This is a genomic window from Aeromonas sp. PrichA-15, from assembly GCF_017939245.1.
Lineage (GTDB): Bacteria > Pseudomonadota > Gammaproteobacteria > Enterobacterales > Aeromonadaceae > Aeromonas > Aeromonas caviae.
Genome location: NZ_JAGKRH010000320.1, coordinates 40308 through 61221 on the forward strand (window position 1 = coordinate 40308; position 20914 = coordinate 61221).

21 protein-coding genes are annotated in these 20914 nt (G+C 62.2%); 5 read left to right on the top strand and 16 right to left on the bottom strand.

Annotated elements, in window-relative coordinates:
* Window positions 1–103: 103 nt before the first annotated feature.
* From hutH to ftsY, 10 genes are all read right to left on the bottom strand, one after another.
* A complete protein-coding gene (hutH, locus tag J9889_RS22630; RefSeq protein WP_010672611.1) occupies window positions 104–1636 on the bottom strand; it encodes a histidine ammonia-lyase in 1533 nt (510 codons plus the stop codon).
* A gap of 1 nt (window position 1637) precedes the next feature.
* Window positions 1638–3341: a urocanate hydratase gene (hutU, locus tag J9889_RS22635; protein WP_042015303.1), complete on the bottom strand. Its 1704-nt coding sequence runs from the start codon at window positions 3339–3341 to the stop codon at window positions 1638–1640.
* Between the two features lie 45 nt (window positions 3342–3386).
* Window positions 3387–4325 carry a formimidoylglutamase gene (hutG, locus tag J9889_RS22640; RefSeq protein ID WP_210558305.1) on the bottom strand — a complete coding sequence of 313 codons (939 nt, stop codon included), beginning with the start codon at window positions 4323–4325 and terminating at the stop codon, window positions 3387–3389.
* Window positions 4318–5553, bottom strand: coding sequence for an imidazolonepropionase (gene hutI, locus J9889_RS22645; protein WP_010672608.1), 1236 nt, complete (start codon window positions 5551–5553; stop codon window positions 4318–4320). The genes hutG and hutI overlap by 8 nt, the downstream gene beginning before the upstream one ends.
* Before the next feature lie 156 nt (window positions 5554–5709).
* Window positions 5710–6414, bottom strand: a complete 705-nt coding sequence (gene hutC / locus J9889_RS22650) for a histidine utilization repressor (protein ID WP_010672607.1) — start codon at window positions 6412–6414, stop codon at window positions 5710–5712.
* A 10-nt stretch (window positions 6415–6424) separates the two neighbouring features.
* The gene (can, locus tag J9889_RS22655) at window positions 6425–7084 is read right to left on the bottom strand and encodes a carbonate dehydratase (protein WP_010672606.1); all 660 of its coding nucleotides are present in this window, start codon (window positions 7082–7084) and stop codon (window positions 6425–6427) included.
* Between the two features lie 127 nt (window positions 7085–7211).
* Window positions 7212–8066 (bottom strand): RNA polymerase sigma factor RpoH, encoded by an 855-nt coding sequence (gene rpoH / locus J9889_RS22660; protein ID WP_210558307.1) that lies wholly within the window; start codon window positions 8064–8066, stop codon window positions 7212–7214.
* A gap of 452 nt (window positions 8067–8518) precedes the next feature.
* Window positions 8519–9472 carry a permease-like cell division protein FtsX gene (gene ftsX, locus J9889_RS22665; protein ID WP_029313524.1) on the bottom strand — a complete coding sequence of 318 codons (954 nt, stop codon included), beginning with the start codon at window positions 9470–9472 and terminating at the stop codon, window positions 8519–8521.
* Window positions 9472–10140 (bottom strand): cell division ATP-binding protein FtsE, encoded by a 669-nt coding sequence (gene ftsE, locus J9889_RS22670; protein WP_010672603.1) that lies wholly within the window; start codon window positions 10138–10140, stop codon window positions 9472–9474. Before ftsE ends, ftsX begins: the two co-directional genes overlap by 1 nt.
* A 222-nt stretch (window positions 10141–10362) precedes the next feature.
* Window positions 10363–12066 carry a signal recognition particle-docking protein FtsY gene (ftsY, locus tag J9889_RS22675; RefSeq protein WP_210558309.1) on the bottom strand — a complete coding sequence of 568 codons (1704 nt, stop codon included), beginning with the start codon at window positions 12064–12066 and terminating at the stop codon, window positions 10363–10365.
* A 110-nt stretch (window positions 12067–12176) separates the two neighbouring features.
* Between ftsY and rsmD the strand changes: the two genes are divergently transcribed.
* Together rsmD and J9889_RS22685 are read left to right on the top strand one after the other, a co-directional pair.
* Complete coding sequence (rsmD, locus tag J9889_RS22680) at window positions 12177–12806, top strand: 16S rRNA (guanine(966)-N(2))-methyltransferase RsmD (protein ID WP_029313522.1); 630 nt, start codon at window positions 12177–12179, stop codon at window positions 12804–12806.
* 108 nt (window positions 12807–12914) lie between these two features.
* The gene (locus tag J9889_RS22685) at window positions 12915–13229 is read left to right on the top strand and encodes a DUF1145 domain-containing protein (protein WP_109111829.1); all 315 of its coding nucleotides are present in this window, start codon (window positions 12915–12917) and stop codon (window positions 13227–13229) included.
* A gap of 33 nt (window positions 13230–13262) precedes the next feature.
* On the opposite strand, the gene J9889_RS22690 is transcribed toward J9889_RS22685, so the two are convergent.
* Both J9889_RS22690 and fabR read right to left on the bottom strand, forming a co-directional pair.
* The gene (locus J9889_RS22690) at window positions 13263–13628 is read right to left on the bottom strand and encodes a YijD family membrane protein (RefSeq protein ID WP_162540499.1); all 366 of its coding nucleotides are present in this window, start codon (window positions 13626–13628) and stop codon (window positions 13263–13265) included.
* Between the two features lie 19 nt (window positions 13629–13647).
* Window positions 13648–14268, bottom strand: coding sequence for an HTH-type transcriptional repressor FabR (gene fabR, locus J9889_RS22695; protein WP_210558311.1), 621 nt, complete (start codon window positions 14266–14268; stop codon window positions 13648–13650).
* A gap of 149 nt (window positions 14269–14417) precedes the next feature.
* Here fabR and J9889_RS22700 point away from each other — a divergent pair, with 149 nt between their 5' ends.
* Window positions 14418–15536, top strand: a complete 1119-nt coding sequence (locus J9889_RS22700) for a fatty acid desaturase (protein ID WP_160838421.1) — start codon at window positions 14418–14420, stop codon at window positions 15534–15536.
* 468 nt (window positions 15537–16004) lie between these two features.
* On the opposite strand, the gene J9889_RS22705 is transcribed toward J9889_RS22700, so the two are convergent.
* The gene (locus J9889_RS22705; protein ID WP_210558313.1) at window positions 16005–17258 is read right to left on the bottom strand and encodes a phospholipase D family protein; all 1254 of its coding nucleotides are present in this window, start codon (window positions 17256–17258) and stop codon (window positions 16005–16007) included.
* 75 nt (window positions 17259–17333) lie between these two features.
* Between J9889_RS22705 and J9889_RS22710 the strand changes: the two genes are divergently transcribed.
* Window positions 17334–17495, top strand: coding sequence for a hypothetical protein (locus tag J9889_RS22710; protein WP_010672595.1), 162 nt, complete (start codon window positions 17334–17336; stop codon window positions 17493–17495).
* A 5-nt stretch (window positions 17496–17500) separates the two neighbouring features.
* Here the strand turns inward: J9889_RS22710 and J9889_RS22715 are convergent, their stop codons facing one another.
* The 3 genes from J9889_RS22715 to tatA all read right to left on the bottom strand — a co-directional run bounded on the left by J9889_RS22715 (window position 17501) and on the right by tatA (window position 19616).
* On the bottom strand, window positions 17501–18922 hold the full coding sequence (locus J9889_RS22715) for a lytic transglycosylase F (RefSeq protein WP_210558315.1): 1422 nt from the start codon (window positions 18920–18922) through the stop codon (window positions 17501–17503).
* A gap of 216 nt (window positions 18923–19138) precedes the next feature.
* Complete coding sequence (locus tag J9889_RS22720) at window positions 19139–19441, bottom strand: YfcZ/YiiS family protein (RefSeq protein WP_210558317.1); 303 nt, start codon at window positions 19439–19441, stop codon at window positions 19139–19141.
* Between the two features lie 10 nt (window positions 19442–19451).
* The gene (gene tatA / locus J9889_RS22725) at window positions 19452–19616 is read right to left on the bottom strand and encodes a twin-arginine translocase TatA/TatE family subunit (RefSeq protein WP_010672592.1); all 165 of its coding nucleotides are present in this window, start codon (window positions 19614–19616) and stop codon (window positions 19452–19454) included.
* A gap of 292 nt (window positions 19617–19908) precedes the next feature.
* Here tatA and J9889_RS22730 point away from each other — a divergent pair, with 292 nt between their 5' ends.
* Complete coding sequence (locus J9889_RS22730) at window positions 19909–20886, top strand: LysR substrate-binding domain-containing protein (RefSeq protein WP_041214292.1); 978 nt, start codon at window positions 19909–19911, stop codon at window positions 20884–20886.
* Window positions 20887–20914 lie beyond the last annotated feature (28 nt).

Here is a 20914-nt window from a genome sequence, read left to right on the forward strand (position 1 = left end):
CCTCAACTCAAATCCAATTTATGAATAATCAGTCAAAAAAGTGCTTATCTGAACAGCATTGCGCCCCATGGGCGGTCTTTTTTATGGTTGCTCAAGCTCCAATTCAGAGGCTGGGCAGGGTCCCGGCCGGGATCAGGTCGTTGTAGCTGGCACGGCCCAGCAGGGCGGCGGCCGCCTCGATGTCCGGTGCAAAGTACCTGTCCTTGTCATAGAAGCTGACCTCTTCCCGCAGACGGCCCTTGGCCAGCTCGATGAGCTCGGTGGAGCGCAGGGGAGCGCGGAAGTCGAGCCCCTGGGCCGCTGCCAGCAGTTCCACCGCCAGGATGCCGCGGGTGTTCTCGGCCATGTCCGCCAGCCGGCGACCGGCGAAGGTGGCCATGGAGACGTGGTCCTCCTGGTTGGCCGAGGTGGGCAGGCTGTCCACCGAGGCCGGGTGGGCCAGGGTCTTGTTCTCGGAGGCCAGGGCCGCCGAGGTGACCTGGGCGATCATGAAGCCGGAGTTCACGCCGCCGTTGTTCACCAGGAAGGCCGGCAGGCCGGACATGCGCGAGTCGATGAGCAGCGCCATGCGCCGCTCGGACAGCGACCCGATCTCGGCGATAGCCAGGGCCAGGTTGTCGGCGGCGAAGGCCACAGGTTCTGCGTGGAAATTGCCGCCGGAGATGATCTCCTCATCCTCGGCAAACACCAGGGGATTGTCGGAGACCGCGTTCGCCTCGCACACCAGCACCTCGGCGGCCTGGCGGATCTGGGTCAGGCAGGCCCCCATCACCTGGGGCTGACAGCGCAGGGAGTAGGGATCCTGCACCTTCTCGCAGTTGTGGTGGGACATGCCGATCTCGCTGCCGTCCACCAGCAAATGGCGGTAGCAGGCGGCCGCATCAATCTGGCCGCGCTGACCGCGCACCTCGTGGATGCGGGCATCGAACGGCCGGCGGCTGCCCAGCGCCGCTTCAACGCTCATGGCACCGATGGTGATGGCACCGGCGTAGAGATCCTCGGCATGGAACAGCCCTTCCAGCGCGAAGGCGGTGCTCGCCTGGGTGCCGTTGAGCAGGGCCAGCCCCTCTTTCGGCGCCAGGGCGATGGGCTCCAGCCCGGCAATCTTCAGGGCAGTGGCGGCGTCGATCAGCTCGCCCTTGTGACGGGCCTTGCCTTCACCGATCAGCAGGCAGCTCATGTGGGCCAGGGGCGCCAGATCGCCGGAAGCGCCGACGGAGCCCTTCTTCGGCACCACGGGGTAGACCTCGGCGTTGATAAGGGTCATCAGGGCCTCGAGCACCGTCAGCCGAATGCCGGAGAAGCCACGGGCGAGCGAGTTGACCTTGAGCACCATCATCAACCGCACGGTGGCGTCATCCATGTACTCGCCAATTCCTGCCGCATGAGAGAGCACGATGGAGCGTTGCAGCTCGTCCAGCTGCTCCACCGGGATCCGGGTATTGGCCAGCAGGCCAAAGCCGGTGTTGATGCCATAGACCACCCGGTTTTGCTCGATCACCTTGGTGACCACGGCGGCGGAGGCGTGGATCCCCGCCAGGGCAGCCGGATCCAGGCTGACGTGTACGGGCTCGCGGCTGACACGGCGCAGGGTGGCGAGGCAGAGTTTGCCCGGTTGCAGATTGAGTTCGAACATCTTATTTCACCCCTTTGCCGGTGGCGTCGATCATCGGCAGATCCAGTTTCGCCTCATGGGCACAGTTGATGGCAATCTCGTAGCCGGCGTCGGCGTGACGCATCACCCCGGTGGCCGGGTCGTTGCGCAACACGCGGCCGACCCGCTTGGCGGCATCGTCGGTGCCGTCACAGACGATCACCACGCCGGAGTGCTGGGAGAAGCCCATGCCGACCCCGCCACCGTGGTGCAGGGAGACCCAGGTCGCACCGCCGGCGGTGTTGAGCAGGGCGTTGAGCAGCGGCCAGTCGGAAACGGCGTCGGAACCATCCATCATGGATTCGGTCTCGCGGTTCGGGCTCGCCACCGAGCCAGAGTCCAGATGGTCACGGCCGATGACGACCGGTGCCTTCAGCTCGCCATTCTTCACCATCTCGTTGAAGGCCAGGCCCAGGCGCACCCGATCCTTGACACCGACCCAGCAGATCCGCGCCGGCAGGCCCTGGAAGGCGATGCGCTCGCGGGCCATGTCGAGCCAGTTGTGCAGGTGGGGATCGTCCGGGATCAGCTCTTTTACCTTCTGGTCGGTCTTGTAGATGTCTTCCGGGTCGCCGGAGAGCGCCACCCAGCGGAACGGGCCAATGCCCTCGCAGAACAGCGGGCGGATGTAGGCCGGCACGAAGCCCGGGAAGTCGAAGGCATTCTTGACCCCCTCTTCCAGCGCCATCTGGCGGATGTTGTTGCCGTAATCGAGCGTGGCGGCGCCGCGGGATTGCAGGGTCAGCATGGCTTCGACCTGACGGGCCATGGAGCGGCGAGCCGCCACGTTGACCTCGTCCGGTGCGCTCTTTTGCAGATCGCGCCATTGGGCCACGCTCCAGCCCTGGGGCAGGTAGCCGTGTACCGGGTCATGGGCGGAGGTCTGGTCGGTCACCACGTCCGGCGTGATGCCGCGAGCCACCAGCTCGGCGAAGACGTCGGCGGCGTTGCCGAGCAGGCCGACGGAGACGGCGGTGCCGCTGCGTTTGGCCTCCTCGATCATGGCCAGCGCCTCATCCAGGCTGTGGGCCTTCTTGTCGACGTAGCGGGTACGCAGACGGAAATCGATACGGGTCTCGTCGCACTCCACGGCGATCATGGAGAAACCGGCCATGGTGGCGGCAAGGGGCTGGGCACCGCCCATGCCACCCAGGCCCCCGGTCAGGATCCAGCGGCCTTTGGGCTCGCCGTTGAAGTGCTGGTTCGCCACCGCGAAGAAGGTCTCGTAGGTGCCCTGCACGATGCCCTGGGTGCCGATGTAGATCCAGGAGCCAGCGGTCATCTGGCCGTACATCATCAAACCCTTTTTATCGAGCTCGTTGAAGTGCTCCCAGTTGGCCCAGTGGGGCACCAGGTTGGAGTTGGCGATGAGCACCCGCGGCGCATCCTTGTGGGTCTGGAACACCCCGACCGGCTTGCCGGATTGCACCAGCAGGGTCTGATCGTCCTCGAGCCGGGTCAGCACCTCGACGATCTTGTCATAGCAGGCCCAGTTGCGGGCGGCGCGGCCGATGCCGCCGTACACCACCAGGGACTGGGGATGCTCGGCAACATCCGGATCCAGGTTGTTCATCAGCATCCGCAGTGGCGCTTCGGTGAGCCAGCTCTTGGCTGTCAGCTGGGTGCCGTGGGGAGCACGGATCACGCGGCTCGGATCGTGGCGGGGATCCTGGTGTTGTACAGACATAGACACTCCTTGTTTAGCGATGCAATCAGGCGGCGCGGTGCGCCACTACTTGGCCAACTGGTGAACCAGGCGCGCAGCCACGCGGGCACTGCGGTTGTCCTGATCCAGGTTCGGGTTGTACTCGGCCAGATCGGCGAGCCTGAGCTTGCCGCTGGCCCGGATATGGGCGATGAGCGGTTCGATGACCGCCAGCTCCACGCCGCGAGCGGCGGGAGCGCTCACTCCCGGCATCACCGCCGCCGGCAGCACGTCGAGATCGATGGTGAGATAGAGGTGGTCGCAACGGGCGATGAAGGCATCCAGCCCGCCTAGCAAGGCTGGCAGCTCGGTCGGCGTCATCGCTTCGTCCAGCACGTGCCAGACTTCCAGCGCCTCGGCGCGGGCAAAGAGCGCCGCGGTATTGGCGGTTTCGGCCACCCCGAGACAGGCATAGTGAAAGGGGGTGCCCTGGGCAGCACACTGCTCGGCAATCTGGAAGAAGGGGGTGCCCGAGCTCGCCTGCTCCTGTTTCATGCGCAGATCGAAGTGGGCGTCGAAATTGATGATCCCGACCCGCCCTTCGCCGCCAAGATGACGGTTCAGGCCGCTCCAGCTGCCAAACGCCACCTCGTGGCCGCCTCCCAGCACCAGGGGGAAGTGCCCCTGATCCAGCGCACTCGCGACCCGCTCGGCCAAGCGCCCGTGGGCGGCATCGAGATCGCCGTCCTCACAGGCCAGATCCCCGCCGTCATAGACGGGGGCGCCCAGATGCCAGGCCGTGTTGGCCAGCAGCTTGCGCACCGCCAGCGGTGCACCGGCCGCGCCTACTCGTCCCTTGTTGCGGCGGACCCCTTCGTCACAGGCAAAGCCGAGCAGCACCACGCCGGGTTCGCGATTCTCCTGCCAGGGTTGCACCCTATCGTGCCAGCGCAGGGCCAACTCACCGTCTTCGGGATCCTGACGCCCCTGCCAGACCGACATGTCGATCCCGTTGAACTTATCCATGAAGGGTCTCCTCCCCGTTGACCACACGGCTCACCAGCTGATCGACACCGATGAGGTAGCTGAGCTCGGCCGGATGGCCGCAGTTCCAGACAAGGAAATCCGCCAGCATGCCGACCTTGAGCTGCCCCAGCCGTTCCTGCTCGCCAAGCGCCCTGGCGGCGTGGCGGGTCACCCCGGCCATGGCCTCCACCGGGGTCAGGCCAAACAGGGTGCAGGCCATGTTCATGGCCATGCGCAGGGAAACGATGGGAGCCGTGCCCGGGTTGATGTCGGAGGAGACAGCCATGGGTACCCCCGCCTTGCGCAAGGCGGCGATCGGGGGCAGCTTGGTCTCCTTGAGGAAATAGAAAGCAGTGGGCAGCAGGGTGGCGACCACGCCACGGTGGGCCAGCGCCTGGATCCCGTCCTGATCCAGATATTCCAGATGATCCACCGAGAGGGCGCCGAAGTGGGCGGCGAGCGTGCTGCCCCCCAGGTTGGAGAGCTGATCCATGTGCCCTTTCACCGCGAGGTTGTACTGATCCGCCGCCAGATAGACTTGCTCGGTCTGGGCAAGGGAGAAGCCGATGTGTTCGCAGAAGACATCCACCGCATCCGCGAGACCTGCCTCGGCCGCCGCCGGGATGATCTCCTGGCAGATGGTCTCGACCCAGGAGTCTGGATCGTCGCGATACTCCGGCGGCACCGCATGGGCCGCCAGCAGCGTGGTCTTGACCCGGATGGGCTGCGTCTCTCCCAGACGACGGGCCACCCGCAACATCTTGAGCTCGTCTTCCAGGGTGAGGCCGTAGCCGGACTTGATTTCGACTGTGGTGACCCCTTCCCGGATCAGGGACTTGATCCGCGGCAACGCCAGCTCATAGAGCCGCTCCTCGCTGGCTGCCCGGGTGGCGCGCACCGTGCTGATGATACCGCCCCCCTTGCGGGCGATCTCCGCATAGGGGACCCCCTTCTGGCGAAGCTCGAACTCTTCAGCGCGGCTGCCAGCGAAGATGAGGTGGGTGTGGCAATCGATGAGACCGGGGGTGACCAGCTTCCCCTTCATGTCCTGCCAGGAGGCGGCATAGGGGCCCTTGAGATCCTGCATGGGGACCAGAGCGTGGATCTTGCCATCCCGCACGCCAAGGGCATGGGGCTCCAGCAGGCCGTAGTCCGCCAGATCGGGGCGCAGGGTGGCGGGTGTCACGTTGAGCCAGACCCGCTCGCAGTTCAACAGTTCCTTGTTCATACCGACCTCTAAATGTATATACAATAATTTATAGCCGATCTCTGAAAAGAAAGAAAGGATCAAGTTCACATCTTGATAACAGCGGCTTTATTAGAGTGTAAGCACAAAAAAGCCCACCGAGAGGTGGGCTTTTAAATGCTTAATATGTATATACAATTATGCGAGACGCGTCTTGGAGCTCAGCTTGTAGCGGGAACCCGGCGACAACAATCTGGCATAGGAGACCAGAAAGCCGTCTGACCAGGTTCGCCGGTGCAGCAGCAGGCAGGGGGTGTCGACCCTCACTTGCAGCAGTCCGGCTTCACCAGCACTCGGCAACACGGCTTCTACCACGTGCTCCATCTCGGAGAGGGGGCAGATCTCCATCAGATAGCTGTTTGGCGTCTGCTGGGTGAAATCCTGCTCGCCATAGCCGGGCAGTCGCTCGGCATCGACGAAGCGCTCCTCCAGTTGCAGCGGCTCCCCATCGGCCTGATGGACGATGAGGCTGTGAAAGGTGGGCGCCCCGACCCGCAGGCCCAGACGTACCGCCACTTTCTCGTCGGCGGCCTGACGTTGCAGCCGAATCACCCGCGCGCTGTACTCGCTGCCCCGCTCGGCGATCTCGTCTGCAATATTGCGAATTGCCAGGAGCGGCGACTCGGTACGCCTGTCGGCCACGAAACTGCCGGATCCGGCGGTGCGCACCAGCCAGCCTTCGGCCACCAGCTCACGCAGCGCCTTGTTCACCGTCATGCGGCTCACAGCAAACTGCTCGCACAGGGCGGCCTCGGTCGGGATCCGGTCGCCCGCCTGATAGTGGCGTTCGCGGATCCCGTCCAGGATGTGCTGCTTTATCTGAAGGTAGAGCGCAGGAGCCACCGGATGGTCCTCAGCGGCGACGGTGGGGCGGACGCATGTCCGGCCAGGCGCGATAGACGTCCGGGATCTGGTCAGGGCCGCTGATGCAGAGATCGAGATCGTGCAGCAGGCCATCCTTGATGCCGTAGATCCAGCCGTGCACCGCCAGCTCCTGCCCCTTGCGCCAGGCATTCTGGATGATGGTGGTGTGGCAGACGTTGGCGACCTGCTCGGCCACGTTCAGCTCGCACAGGTAGTCGAAGCGCTCGTGCTCATCCTCGATGGCTTCGAGCTGTTCGCCGTATTTGAAGTAGACGTCCTTGATGTTGCGCAGCCAGTTGTCGATGAGACCCAGCTCCTGGTTCTGCATCGCAGCCTTGACGCCACCGCAGCCATAGTGGCCGCAGACGATGATGTGCTTCACCTTGAGCACCTCCACCGCGTATTGCAGCACCGAGAGGCAGTTGAAATCGGTGTGCACCACCAGGTTGGCGACGTTGCGGTGGACAAAGACGTCCCCCGGCAAGAGCCCCATCAGCTGGTTGGCGGGAACCCGGCTGTCGGAACAGCCGATCCAGAGGTACTCGGGTGCCTGCTGGGCGGACAGGGTAGCGAAGAAATTGGGATCCTCGGCCTTGATCCGTTCCGCCCACTCGCGATTGTTGGTAAACAAGTCGTTCAACAGTTTCACTTCTGCTCTCCCTACTGTGGCAGTGGCGGCAACATACCATACACAAGGGTAACCAAGGCAAGGCCGACCAGATCCCCGCAAAACAAAAACAGGGCCATCAGGCCCTGCTTCTTACCGGAGGAGACCGTCAGGCATCCATGGCATCTTTCAGCTTCTTGAGCGCGTTTTTCTCAAGCTGGCGCACCCGCTCGGCCGAGACGCCGTAAGTATCGGCCAGCTCCTGCAGGGTGGTCTTGCTCTCGTCATCAAGCCAGCGGGCACGAATGATGTGCTGGCTGCGCTCGTCCAGGGTCGCCATGGCCGCACTCAGACGACGGGTGGCATGGCTGTCCCAGTTATCGTTCTCGATGTTCGCGGCGAGATCGGAAGATTTGTCTTCCAGATAGTGCACCGGCGCGAAGCCACCCTCGTCTTCATCGTCACCGACCAGATCGAAAGCCTGATCGTAATTGCTCATGCGCGCTTCCATCTCGGTGACGTCGGCAGCGGATACCCCGAGGTCGGCAGCCACGGCGTGCACCTCTTCGTGGTTCAGCCAGCCCAGACGCTTCTTGGACTTGCGCAGGTTGAAGAACAGCTTGCGCTGGGCCTTGGTGGTCGCCACCTTGACCATGCGCCAGTTGCGCAACACATATTCGTGGATTTCGGCCTTGATCCAGTGCACGGCGAAGGAGACCAGACGCACGCCCACGCTCGGGTCGAAGCGTTTGACGGCTTTCATCAGGCCGATGTTGCCTTCCTGCACCAGATCGGCCTGAGGCAGGCCATAGCCGGAGTAGCTCTTGGCCACGTGAACGACAAAACGCAGGTGCGACATAACGAGCTGGCGTGCAGCTTCGAGATCGCCATCCTGCTGCAGACGCATCGCCAGTTCGCGCTCTTCCTCTGCGCTCAGCACAGGGATCGAGTTGACGGCCTGGATATAGCCTTCCAGACTACCTTGCGGAATCAGAGCCATAGTGCGTTGCAATGAAGTTCCCATGTTCTACCTCTTACTTTTCAATCGAATCAGTCTAACACCCTGAGAAGACGTGTCTACCGACCAGGTATCATTCTGCGTGCTGCATCATACATCACCCCAGCATGAACCCGGCCTATCTTAGGCTGACGGCATGAATCATAAATGAACAGTCAAAAAAAAGGGGTCACAGTAAAGGACCCCTGAAAAGTAGCATGCTAAGTCCATTGTTGCGGAGCTCGCAACCTTCACATGCTTGCCAAGTCAGACGAGCAAGGCATAGGGGCCATACCCGTATTCATTCTGCTGCAGTCAATAGACCATTGATAAATCAAAAGGTTCAGAGGATCCACATATGATCCTCGGCGCAGACACCATTCAGATTACTCTGAGAAAGTGGCCCGTGCCAGAAACGGGCCACTCTTTTACTTGATCCAGTTCGCAAAATCCAGCGCTTTAAAATGCTGACAAATTAATCAGGACGGTTCTATGTCGCGAATGTGCCTGTGCACCGAGAACCAGGAGGCGATCAACCCCAGCAGGGCGCCCAGCAGTATAAGATTGAAGCCGTCGAACGCCCCCATCCCCACCAGACGGAAGTTGCTGTTGTAGAGCCCCGCCAGCTCCTTCACCACCCCCTCGCTCCAGATCACCATCACCTCGGTCAGCCACCAGGCCAGCATGCCGCCGATGACCCCGAACCAGATGCCCGTATAGAGGAAGGGACGGTGGATGAAGGCATCGGTCGCGCCCACCAGCTTGAGCACTTCAATCTCGGAACGCTGGTTCAGGATATTCAGGCGCAGGGTGTTGCCCACGATCAGCAACACGGCGGAGAGCAGCAACACCGCGATACCTGTAATGGTGTGGCGCAGCAGGTTCATGATCCCCTGCAACCGGGTCAACCACTGCAGATCCAGCTTGCCCTGCTCGATACCGGGCTCGTTCTCCAGCTTGGCGAGCAACTCGGCGGCCCCTTCGGGATTCTGCCAGCGCGGATCCGGGATCACGCTCAGCACCGGCGGCAGCGGGTTGCTGTCCAGATAATCCAGGGCATCACCGAAACCGGAGATCTCCCGAAATTCCCTGAGCGCCTCGTCACGGTTCATATAAGTGACGGACTCCACCTCCGGATAGAGCAGGATCCGCTGCTTCATGTCGAGGATGCTCTGCTCCGGCAGATCCTTGCGCAGATAGAGAGAGATCTGGGAGCTGGTCTGCCAGCTCCCCTCTACCACTTCGGCATTCTTCAGCAATACGTGGAAACAGGAAGGCAGCGCCAGACTCACGCCAAGCACCGCCAGGGTCATCAGGGAGGCGAGCGGGTTGCGCCACAGCTCACCCAGGCTGGCAAAGGCCTGACGCACATGATCCACACCATACATCATCAAACGACGCAACGGCGGCTGTTTATGACGAACAATAGCCATCAGCGATCCTCCCCGGACGAATACATGCGACCCGCCTTGAGGGTCAGGGTGCGGTAGCGCATCCGGGCGATCAGCCCCAGATCGTGAGTGGCAATCAGCACAGAGACGCCGAAGCGGTTGAACTCCTCGAACAGACGCATGATGTCCATGGAAAGCTGGGGATCCAGGTTGCCGGTCGGCTCGTCCGCCAGCAGCAGCGGTGGTTTGTTGACGATGGCGCGGGCGATGCCGACCCGTTGCTGCTCACCACCGGAGAGCATGCGAGGCTGGTAACGCTCCTTGCCGAGCAGCCCGACCTTGTCCAGCGCCGCCGCCACCCGCTTGTTGATGTCCCCATGGCTGTAGCCATCGATCACCAGGGGCAGGGCGACGTTGTCGAACACGGTACGATCCATCAACAGGCGGTGATCCTGGAAGATCATGCCGATCTGGCGGCGCACGTAGGGGATCTGACTGCGCTGGATGTGGCTGACGTCATCGCCGTGGAAGAAGACGCGGCCGTCGGTCGGTCGTTCCATCACACTGATGAGCTTGAGGAGGGTACTCTTGCCCGCCCCCGAATGGCCGGTCAGGAAGGCCATCTCCCCCTTGCGCAGGTGAAAACTGACCTTTTGCAGCGCTTGATGACCGCCACTGTAGACCTTGCTGACCTTGTCAAAACGAATCATAACGGTTCCCTGAGATTGACAAACCCCGACCGGGATAAAGCATGGGGCGCTCACTCCCCCGTACCGGCACAACACCTGGATGACAACACCGGTCAAAACCATGCCACATGTCATCCTTGTCCGAATGAGCCATGCCTGTGCCCTCATAGTGACATACCCCGACCGGAGTCGGGGTATGGAACACATGCTTGTCACGGCCGGGCCGGCTCATGTCAGCCGGATTTATTCTTCGCGGCTGAAGAGCGCCTCGATGAAGTCGTTGGCGACGAACGGGCGCAGATCGTCGATCCCCTCGCCCACCCCGATGTAGCGGATCGGGATCTGGAACTTGTCGGCCACCGCGAAGATGACGCCACCCTTGGCGGTACCGTCCAGCTTGGTGAGGGTGATGCCGGTCAGGCCCACCGCCTCGCTGAACAGCTTGGCCTGGCTCAATGCGTTCTGGCCGGTGCCTGCGTCCAGGGTAAGCATGATCTCGTGGGGCGCCGTATCGTCCAGCTTCTTCATCACCCGCACCACCTTCTTGAGCTCCTCCATCAGGTTGCTCTTGTTCTGCAGGCGGCCGGCGGTATCGGCGATCAGCACGTCAGCCCCGCGGGAGCGGGCAGCCTCGATGGCGTCATAGATGACGGAGGCGGAGTCGGCACCGGTGTGCTGGGCAATCACCGGAATGTTGTTGCGCTGACCCCACACCTGCAGCTGCTCGACCGCAGCGGCACGGAAGGTATCGCCAGCGGCCAGCATCACGCTCTTGCCCTCGGCCTGGAACTGTTTGGCCAGCTTGCCGATGGTGGTGGTCTTGCCGACGCCGTTCACACCGACCATCAGGATGACGTAAGGCTTCTTGCTGGTGTCGATCACCAGGGGCTGCTCGACCTTGGCCAGCATCTCGCCCATGTCCTGTTTGAGCAGACCGTAGAGCGCCTCGGCATCCTTGAGCTGCTTGCGGTCCGCGTGCTGTACCAGCCCCTCGATGATGCGGGTGGTGGTGTCGACGCCAAGATCGGCGGTCAGCAGCTGGGTCTCCAGCTCTTCGAACAGATCGTCATCGATCTTCTTGCCGCTGAACAGGCCGAAGAAACCGGAACCGATATTCTCCCTGGTACGCACCAGGCTGCGCTTGAGGCGGGCAAAGAAGCCCTCCCGCTGCGGCTTCTCCTGAGTGACGTCGTCCACCTTGTCTGCCAGCGGCAGAGCGGCCAGCGCGGCGGCCTCAGCCTCCATCGCGGCGACCAGACGCAAATCTTCCGCTCGCTGGGCCTCTTTGGCGACACGGGCTTCCGCGGCACGGGCTTCGGCAGCGATGCGAGCCTCTTCTGCAGCGCGAGCCTCGGCGGCAACACGGGCCTCTTCTGCGGCGCGGGCCTCGGCAGCAATACGGGCCTCTTCTGCGGCGCGGGCTTCGGCGGCGATGCGAGCCTCTTCCGCAGCGCGGGCCTCGGCGGCAACACGGGCCTCTTCTGCGGCGCGGGCCTCGGCAGCAATACGGGCTTCTTCTGCGGCGCGGGCTTCGGTAGCGATGCGAGCCTCTTCTGCGGCGCAGGCTTCGGCGGCAATACGGGCTTCTTCTGCGGCGCGAGCCTCGGCGGCAATACGAGCCTCTTCCTCAGCGCGGGCTTCGGCGGCGACAATGGCTTCTTCTGCGACCTGAGCTTCGGTTGAGATCAAGGCCTCATTGACGATGACGGGCTCAAGCTCGCCCTCCGGCTCTTCCACAACCAGGGGGCCTTCGTCAGGGCCGCTCAGCGGCGCTTCGGGCTTGGCGGTAGGGGCATCAGCCGGGGCAACATCGGCGACAGGCGCGGGAACAGCGGCGGCCTCCGACTCGACGACCGCCGGGGTAGCGTCGGGCGCCTGCGATGGAACGGCCTCAGCCTCTTCTTTCTTGCGGCCGAAACCCAGCCAGGAAAACAAACCTTTTGCCATCTAAAAATACTCACATCAAAGGCTGACTGCTAAGATAGCCGTCCCTCGGCGGGTCGGCATAAAAATGAACCGCCTTATACTATCACTTTATTTTCTGACGACGAAACGCGATGCCCAGAGTGAAATCCAGCCGTAACAGCCCGAGCAAGAGCCCGGCCCCCCAGGGGCGAGCGGGCGTGGTACGAATCATCAGCGGCCAATGGAAGGGGCGCAAACTCCCCGTCAGGGATGTGGAAGGGCTCAGACCCACCACGGATCGCGTCAAGGAGACCATCTTCAACTGGCTGGCTCCCCACGTGCGCGGTACCCGCTGCCTGGATCTGTTCGCCGGCAGCGGCGGGCTGGGGCTGGAAGCCTTGTCCCGCTATGCCGAACAGGTCACCCTGATCGAGATGGACAGAGGCGCCGCCGACCAGCTCAAGAAGAACCTGACGACCCTGGGCAGCAGCCAGGGGCAGGTGATCCAGGCTGATGCCGTGAGCTGGCTGCAAGGCCCGGCCACGCCGTTCGATCTGGTCTTTCTGGACCCACCGTTTCGTCGCGAGCTGCTGCCCCAGGTGTGCGAGCTGCTGGAGCAACGCGGCTGGCTGGCATCCGATGCCCTCATCTATCTGGAGCGGGAAAAAGAGATGGCCGATCTGGCGCTGCCCGCCAGCTGGAAACTACTCAAGGACAAGCAGGCTGGTCAGGTCTGCTATCAGCTCTATCTGCGGGACACCAAGCATGACGCTGCTGTTTAAAGGTGAGATGGGTACAGTCCCCTTCTCCGTCAATTTGGACAACGGCTCAAGGACAAGCAGGTCGATCACATCAGGTCTGCTATCAACTCTATGTACGGGAGGTAAACGATGAAGCGGGTGTTTAATCTGTTGGCGATGGGGGTGCTGCTGTTCTTCTGGTTCGGTGTGGCACTCGCCCTGCTGGGCACCCTGCCGGGCAAACTGAACGGCTTTCTGCCGGTGTGCGGCGTCATCGTGATATTGATGCACTGGGTACAGGCCAGCATGATCAAGGCGGCATGCAAACCCTACTTCGCTGTCACTCGTCTCGAATTCACCCAGGTGCTGATCTTCGGGGTGTTCGGCATGATGGATATCCGCACCAAGCTGCAGGCCATCATAGACGCCAGGAAGCAGGGAGAGACCCCCCCCAGGGCCGATTAGGCCACCCCCGGCCCGACCCGAAGGAGTGATTCGTCACTCCTTCTGCGTTGTTCCGAGGCTGATTCCCAGCTTGATGGAGAGGGCGGCGAGCAGCAGCAGCATGGCAATGAGGGAGAAGAAGTTGCTGCCAAGCTCGGGGTACTGCACCTTGACCAGGGCAGAATGGCCGAACACGCCGATAAAGAAGCAGAGCAGGATGCAGCTGGGTGTGTTGCCCACCATGGGCTCATGGCGATAGTGCTGATAGAGCTGGCTGGCCGCCAGCAACAGGGCGATGAGGGGGTAGAAGGAGAAGGGGACGACCGACTCCATCAAGGCCGACAGGAAGGCATCGCCACAGATACCGATCAGCAGGGCCAGCACCAGGGGCTTCTTCGGAATCGCGTTCGGTTCATGCATGAGGCTGTCCATCCTTGCGTTATGTGAGAGATTCGTGGCGCTTGCGGTTCTGCACCTCGGCGCCCATGGCGATCATCCGCAGCTGGCTGATGGTGCGCTCCGACAGTGCCTTGCACTCTTCCGGGGTCATGTCGAGGGCGTCTGCACCGGCGCTGAAGACGATGGTCACCATGGCCTCCGCCTGGATATAGGCCTCTTCCCGTGGCGCCTGCGTGGTGGCTTCCAGATAATCGGTCAGCTCGGCGATGAAGTGCTGGATCTCCCGGGCCACCGCCTGACGGAATGCAGCCGAGGTGCCGGAGCGCTCGCGCAGCAGTAGCCGGAAGATGTTCGGGTTGTTTTCGACGAATTCCATGAAGGTCTGCACCGAGGTGCTGATGATGCTGCCACCACCGGCAATGCGCTGGCGAGCCTGGCGCATCAGTTGGCGCAGGGTCAGCCCTCCCTCGTCCACCAGCGTTAGCCCCAGCTCTTCCATGTCCCTAAAGTGGCGATAGAAGGAGGTCGGCGCTATGCCCGCCTCTCTGGCCACTTCCCGCAGGCTGAGGTTGGAGAAACTGCGGTTGGCGCAGAGTTGACTGAACGCCGCCTCGATCAGCGTACGCCGGGTTTTTTCTTTTTGTTGCGCGCGAATACCCACGAAAACAGTCACCTTGAGATTAGCGAGGCCAGATGATAACCCGAAGGCGGGGCCGGGATCAGGTTTGTCTCCGACTTTTTTACCATTGACCCGCATTCCGGCTCAATGGAGAATAGTGAACAGCTGTTCGCTGAAAGGAGCCGAGTGAAATGGACCGCCCCCCGATCATCATGACCAACACCCTGCTGTTCGCCCTCTCCGGGCTCACGGCACTGATAGCGGTCCCCTGGTATGGACTGAGCCAGGGCTACGACCTCTGGCAGTGGCTCTGCTTCCTGCTGCTGTTCTGCTATTGCGGCATCTCCATCACCGCCGGCTACCACAGGCTCTGGTCCCACAAGTCCTACAAGGCGCACCCGGCCCTGCAATGGATCTTCGCCATCGGAGGCGCGCTCGCCCTGCAAAACTCGGCGCTGCACTGGTCCTCGGATCATCGCCGCCACCACCGCCACGTGGATGACAACCAGAAGGATCCCTACAGTGCGGGTCGCGGCTTCTGGTACTCCCACATCGGCTGGATGCTGCGGGAATACCAGCGCGATACCTACCACGACTACAGCAATGTGCGCGACCTGCAAAACAACCCCGTGGTCGCCTTCCAGCACAGGCACTATCTCGCCCTGGCTCTGGTCACCAACATCGGCATTCCGCTGCTGCTCGGCCTCCTGCACGGGGATTTGCTCGGCATGATGCTGCTGGCCGGGGTGCTGCGCATGGTGATGACCCATCACACCACCTTCTTCATCAACTCCCTGGCCCACATCTGGGGCAGCCAGCCGTTCACGGATCGCAACAGCGCCCGGGACAACGGCATCCTGGCCTTCTTCACCTTTGGCGAGGGCTATCACAACTTCCATCACCTGTTCGAGAACGACTACCGCAACGGCATTCAGTGGTGGCAGTTCGATCCCACCAAGTGGCTGATCCGCACCGCCGCCTGGTGCGGGCTCGCCAAAGACCTGAGATCCTGCCCGGAGGAACGCATCGAGCAGGCCAGGCTGGAGATGCAACTCAAGCGCGCCCAGGCCAGAGTGCACCAGCAGGACGACAGGGAACGCTGGCAGGCACTGCTGCAGGAGGAGTACGACAAGCTGAGCCTGCAGATCCAGCACTACTATGCCAGCCGCAAGTCACTGCTGGAGCAGCGCAAGCGCACAGCCCTCGCACGCTACGACAGGCTCAGGCTGCAACTGGAGTACCGCACATTGCGAGACGGTTTCCTCGTTGCCAAGCGCAACTGGAGTCGTCTGCTGGCGGGCCTCGCCTGATCGCCGAGACATCACGCAAAAGACCGCCAGCAGGCGGTCTTTTTGATTGGGCAAGCAGACGGCGGGCATAAAAAATGGGGCAACATTCGCATGTCACCCCCTCGCAAATAGCATGTTCCATATTGGGCTCCCGCAACCACGGGGGTCTGTCTGGCATCACGGGTTTCCGCTCCCGATCCGCCTCGCCTGCCGGAGCAATCCGGTTGGCCCATTTCCCCTGTTGCCGTCACCCACACGGCAGACCAGCCGCCGTGTTTGTCCTTGCACTCGAGATACTACGCAGTTAAATAAAATAAAAAACCGTTCTACACGCACCTCTATGCAGTCGAGGCGCCTGGATTGTTACGGCGCCCTTAATATAAATCGATTAAAAACAATACGATGCAATCCAGTCCCGTTTTTGGATGGCAAACGTTATCCTCGAAGGCGCACAAGGCTTTGCGAGATCTCGCACAAGGCGGATCCCACTCACAACCAACGATGCAAAGGTAACCAATCGCTCAATTGCGCCAGCAGGCGCCGCCATGCAGAGGGGGACGCCGCCACCGGGTGCACGGCCTGCTGCAACCAGCCATCAATGAGTTGCTGCAACTCGTCGCACAACCTCGGGCTATGGAGGTGCAGCATCAACTCGGTGTTGAGCATCAGGGAGCGGGGATCCAGGTTGAAACTGCCGAGCAGCGCCTCCTCCTTCCCCATCAGGATCAGCTTGGCATGCAGACTGAACGCCTCCGTCGTCAGCTCGAACAGGGTGACCCCCTGACGCTCGAGCCAGGGGCGGTGACGTCGATAGGCGCCATAGACCAGGGGCACGTCCGTGCTGGCTAGGGAGTTGGTCAGGATCTCGATGTCGACCCCCTGCCGTCGCTGCCCCTTGAGCCGGCGACGCAGCCCCCGTGTCAGGATCAGGTAAGGGCTCACCAACCTCAGGGCCCCCTGATTGCTCGCCAGCATGCGTCCCAGCCGGGGCGCCGTGGTCGGCCGGGCGACCAGTCCCTTGCCGGGGCGATCGAACCAGCACTGCCCTCGCCCGGGATGCCAGCAAAGGGGAACGGGGCACTCATCAAACAGAGTGGCCGGCAGATCATAGGCGGCCGCCATGGCGGGGTCGGTCAGGGTCAGCAGGAAGTCATTCAGGGCCCGGGTTTCGGCTGGCAGCAAGGGGCGTCTCAACAGACGACGGACCGGGTGGCTCCAGCGACTGTGCCAGAACAGCGCGAACCCCTGCTCGGCCTGCTGACAGAGGGGGCCGCGGCAGACCAGATCCAGGTCGATGAAGTGAGGCGGCATCCCCAGCCCGAAGTAACGATCACCAATATTGCGCCCGCCGATCACCGCCTGGCTGCCATCCACCAGCAGCAGCTTGTTGTGCATCCGGTGATTGATGCGGCGAAAGCTCAGCACCCCTTCCAGCAGCAAGGTAAGGGGACGCCAGCCCCGCAACCAGAAGGGGTTGAACAGGCGTACCTCGATGCCCGGTTCCGCCGCCACCGCCTCCAGAAAGCGGTTCTCCCCGCCGTAGAGATCGTCGATGAGCAGTTGCACCACCACTCCGCGCCGGGCCGCCCGCACCAGCTCCGCCAGCAGCAGCTTGCCGCTGCCGTCCTCTTCCCAGCTGTAATACTGGGCGAGGATCCGGTGGCGAGCCTGGCGGATCAACTGGCATCGGGCTTTCAGGGCGGCGCCGGGATCGGCGAGCAAGGCAAACTCGGCGGGGATCAAGGGTCATCTCCCTGTCATCTGGTGGTGGCATAACCCAGACAACCGCCCCGATAGCCCAGTGTCAAGGAGCCGATGATGGAACTGCGCGACCACCCCTCCCTCAGTCAGAGACCTCATGCCAGCCAACCGGATCCCACCCCGGCCAGGCTGTTGATGCCCTGGTACCAGCAGCACCGGGATCTGGGCTGGGAACCCCTTGCGCAGCATCACGAGGATCCCCTCCCCGGCCAGCATTGACAGGCTCAGGGCTGCACCGCCTCGATGGCCTCTGACTTGCCCTCCAGCTGGGGCAGGCTGAAACGGTAGGCCACGTAGTATTTGTAGATGGTGCCAACGTAGTTGATGGGCCCCTGGCCCACGTCGTTGGCCACCAGCTGCTCCACATTGCCGAACCAGACGTTCGGATCCAGCCCCTTGTCGGCCGCCTTGGCCTGCAATGCATGGACCCGGTTCGGACCCGCATTGTAGGCGGCCAGGGCGAACAGATGGCGATTGAGCCTGTCCATCCCGGGATCATTGAAGTAGGTGTCCAGGATGAGCCGCATGTAGCGACAGGCAGCTTCCACATTGCCCTCCAGACTGGTGAGTCTGGCGCCTCGGATCCCCACCTCCTTGCCGGTGCTCGGCAGCAATTGCATGATACCGACGGCCCCCCGGTGAGAGCCGACATTGGGATTGAGCCCCGACTCCTTGTAAGCCAGCGCGGCCAGCATCAGCCAGTCCAGCTGATACTTGTCCGCCTGGGCCTCCAGTACCTTGCGAATGGTCGACAGGCGCCCCAGCGGGTCCGGCGCCAGTATGTTGCTCATGCGGTCGCTCTGCGCCAGCAGGCGGCGCAATGTCATGTCACTGTAGAGGGTCCGCTTGCTCGACTCCGAGATGTAGGCGTTCACCGCCTTGAGCAGCTCCGGGCTGTTGTTGCGCAGGGCCCAGGCGCTGCGCCCCTTGTCCCGCAGCGGTATCAGCCTGTGGGCCTTGAGGCCGCCAATCATGTCGAGCCAGATCCGCCCCTTGAAGCTGTCGGTGACCGTCAGCGGAATGATCCCGGCTGACACCATCTCCAGCAGGTCCCCATCCTGCAGGTATTCGGGAACCGTCTCGATGTAGACCGGGGGCAACCCCAGCTCCCGAAACAGCCAGTTGAGCTGGTGCAGGCTCTCGAAATAACTGGAGCTGGCTCGCACCCAGACCCGCCGGCCGGACAGCTGGGTGATGCGATTGAAGGCAGGGAGATCCCGCTGGCTCACCACCCACTCCTCGATGGGGGCGATCAGCGGCTGGGAGAAGGTCACCTGCTCACGCCGGGTGGGGGTGACCGTCAGGTTGGCGGCCACCAGATCCCCGCGCCCCTCGGCGAGGTAGTCCAGCAGCTTGTCCTGGCGCACCGGGATATAAATGATCTTGAGCTTGAGCTTCTCCTTGGCCAGGTAGGTCTGGTTCAACCAGCGCTCGAATCCCTGAAGCTGATTGACCAGGATGCCGTACTGGGCTCCCTTGTCGAAAAAGAAAAACCCCCGCTCATAGACCACCAGGGCCCTGAGCTCTTTTTTTTGCAGGATGTGTTCGAGATCACCGGCCTGGGGCAGCAACTGCGGCTTGAGATCCGCCGCCAGCAGAGGGAGAGAGCAGAGAGCCAGCAGGGCCCAGATCCATCGCCGCATCATGATGTAACCACCTCGCTGTGGGCCGGTGCGCACCGTCGGGTCTGTCAGAGAAGGCGCCTGCGCCAAGTCATGGGGCGTCGCGGGATCTTCTGCCGATCGGCGCATGCCGGACGGAAAACGGATCGTCCGTGGGATAACTCACTATACAACGCAAAGGGAGGGAAAAAGCGAGGGGCAGAGCAAGACGGCAGGCAAGCCTGCCGTGTCATCACGATCTCAAAGGGAGCGGGCGCGCATCTCGAAGATCAGCTTCTCGGCGGTGCAGGTGAATTGCAGGCGGGCCTTCAGGATCACGCCATCCGGGCCCTGGCTCAGCTCGCTGCTGCTTTTGGCTTCGGCAGTGACCTGCTTGGCCAGCGCCTCGTAGGCAGCCAGCTTGGCACGAGCGTCGGCTTCTGCTGCGGCCTCGATCACCAGTTCCATCACATCGTCACCTTCGCCGATGATGGTGCCGATTTCGGCAAAACAGCCACAACTGTCACAGGTCTCGTTCAGTTCTACTTTCTCGTCTACAGACATACGTTCACTCCTACTTATTCCTGATATTGTCATCGTCGCGCAAGGCGTTGCGAAAATCCCTGATGGCAGTGCCCAGATCCTCACCGGCGCCAGCCAGGCGTTTGCTGCCAAACACCACGACGACGACCACGAGCAGGATCAGCAGATGCCAGATATGAATGCCACCCAGTCCCATAGGGAGACTCCTGACTGTTAGATACCTGGAGGTTGTATCAAAAGAAAGCGTATCGATTGTTGGGCAAAATCAAGGCAGGTGCAAGTTGGCGAAAAAATCGCGCAAAAACGGCGACGAGGCGCAAAAAAATACGGCGACCATGGGCCGCCGTATGAGTCGGTGCTACTTGTCCCCTCAACCGCTACATCCTGTACCAGCCGCCACCAGGGCGAGAGACCCGTCGAGCATAGGATCGCCAAGATATGAAAACAAATGGTATATATTCATCTAGGAGTTGAAGAGGATTCATATCATGTTGCTGGAACAGCTTGCACGCATAGACCTTAATTTGTTGATAATCCTGCAAGTCTTGCTGGAAGAGCGCAACGGCAGCCGGGCTGCACGCCGTTTGCACCTGAGCCAGTCCGCCGTCAGCAAGGCCCTTGGACGGTTGCGGGAGACCTTTGACGATCCCCTGTTCGTGCGCTCGGCCTACGGGATGGATCCCACTCCCCGCGCCCTGGATCTCCAGCAGCAACTGCAGCCCATACTGCTCTCCCTGGACAACCTGATCCAGCCGCCGGACTTCGATCCCGCCAGCACGGAGCGGGAGTTCGTCATCGCCAGCATGGACAGCGCCTTCACCCTGTTTGCCCCCCTCTACCTGAGCGAACTGAAGCGTCAGGCCCCTGGCATCCGCCTGCGCTACGAGGAGTGGACCGAACACAGCCTGACCGAGATGAGCCAGGGCCAGGTGGATATCGCCTTCACGGTGCGGGAGAACTGCATCAATTCGGATTTTCGCCTCGACACCCTGCCCAACGCCATCTGTCAGCGGTTGCTCACCATCGACGATCTCACCTGCCTGGTGCAGCGGGATCACCCTGCCTTGCAGGAGCCCGAGTGGGATCTCGCCCGTTACCTCGCCTACCCCCATGTGCAGACCTACTGCGAAGGGCGGGATCGCTGGATGCTGGATCACAAGCTGGCAGAGCAGGATCTCTATCGCCGGATCGAGGCGACCGTCCCCTCCTTCGAGGCGGCCCTGCGCATGGGCATGCACTCGGACATGATAGTGACCCTCTCCCGCCTCTACGCCCGCCACGCCACCCAGGTCTATCCCCTGGTGCCGCTGCCGCTGCCCATCGCCCTGGACAGCATCTCCCACCTGCTCATCTGGCATCAGCGCCACGAGGAGGATCCGGGCCATCGCTGGCTGCGGGAGACCCTGCTCGCCCTCATCATGGGCAAGCTGGAAACCTCGGTGGACGACCCGGCCGCTGCCGCCTGACGCGCAAAAAAAACGGGGCTCAAGAAGC

What these genes read in the sequence shown, in the direction of transcription:
- hutI (WP_010672608.1), bottom strand. Translation starts at nt 5,553, where the DNA reads ATGAACAAGGAACTGTTGAACTGCGAGCGGGTCTGGCTCAACGTGACA.
- J9889_RS22720 (WP_210558317.1), bottom strand. Translation starts at nt 19,441, where the DNA reads ATGTCTGTAGACGAGAAAGTAGAACTGAACGAGACCTGTGACAGTTGT.
- hutH (WP_010672611.1), bottom strand. Translation starts at nt 1,636, where the DNA reads ATGTTCGAACTCAATCTGCAACCGGGCAAACTCTGCCTCGCCACCCTG.
- ftsX (WP_029313524.1), bottom strand. Translation starts at nt 9,472, where the DNA reads ATGGCTATTGTTCGTCATAAACAGCCGCCGTTGCGTCGTTTGATGATG.
- J9889_RS22685 (WP_109111829.1), top strand. Translation starts at nt 12,915, where the DNA reads ATGAAGCGGGTGTTTAATCTGTTGGCGATGGGGGTGCTGCTGTTCTTC.
- tatA (WP_010672592.1), bottom strand. Translation starts at nt 19,616, where the DNA reads ATGGGACTGGGTGGCATTCATATCTGGCATCTGCTGATCCTGCTCGTG.
- hutU (WP_042015303.1), bottom strand. Translation starts at nt 3,341, where the DNA reads ATGTCTGTACAACACCAGGATCCCCGCCACGATCCGAGCCGCGTGATC.
- J9889_RS22710 (WP_010672595.1), top strand. Translation starts at nt 17,334, where the DNA reads ATGGAACTGCGCGACCACCCCTCCCTCAGTCAGAGACCTCATGCCAGC.
- hutG (WP_210558305.1), bottom strand. Translation starts at nt 4,325, where the DNA reads ATGGATAAGTTCAACGGGATCGACATGTCGGTCTGGCAGGGGCGTCAG.
- rpoH (WP_210558307.1), bottom strand. Translation starts at nt 8,066, where the DNA reads ATGGGAACTTCATTGCAACGCACTATGGCTCTGATTCCGCAAGGTAGT.
- ftsY (WP_210558309.1), bottom strand. Translation starts at nt 12,066, where the DNA reads ATGGCAAAAGGTTTGTTTTCCTGGCTGGGTTTCGGCCGCAAGAAAGAA.
- ftsE (WP_010672603.1), bottom strand. Translation starts at nt 10,140, where the DNA reads ATGATTCGTTTTGACAAGGTCAGCAAGGTCTACAGTGGCGGTCATCAA.
- J9889_RS22730 (WP_041214292.1), top strand. Translation starts at nt 19,909, where the DNA reads ATGTTGCTGGAACAGCTTGCACGCATAGACCTTAATTTGTTGATAATC.
- J9889_RS22690 (WP_162540499.1), bottom strand. Translation starts at nt 13,628, where the DNA reads ATGCATGAACCGAACGCGATTCCGAAGAAGCCCCTGGTGCTGGCCCTG.
- J9889_RS22700 (WP_160838421.1), top strand. Translation starts at nt 14,418, where the DNA reads ATGGACCGCCCCCCGATCATCATGACCAACACCCTGCTGTTCGCCCTC.
- rsmD (WP_029313522.1), top strand. Translation starts at nt 12,177, where the DNA reads ATGCCCAGAGTGAAATCCAGCCGTAACAGCCCGAGCAAGAGCCCGGCC.
- J9889_RS22715 (WP_210558315.1), bottom strand. Translation starts at nt 18,922, where the DNA reads ATGATGCGGCGATGGATCTGGGCCCTGCTGGCTCTCTGCTCTCTCCCT.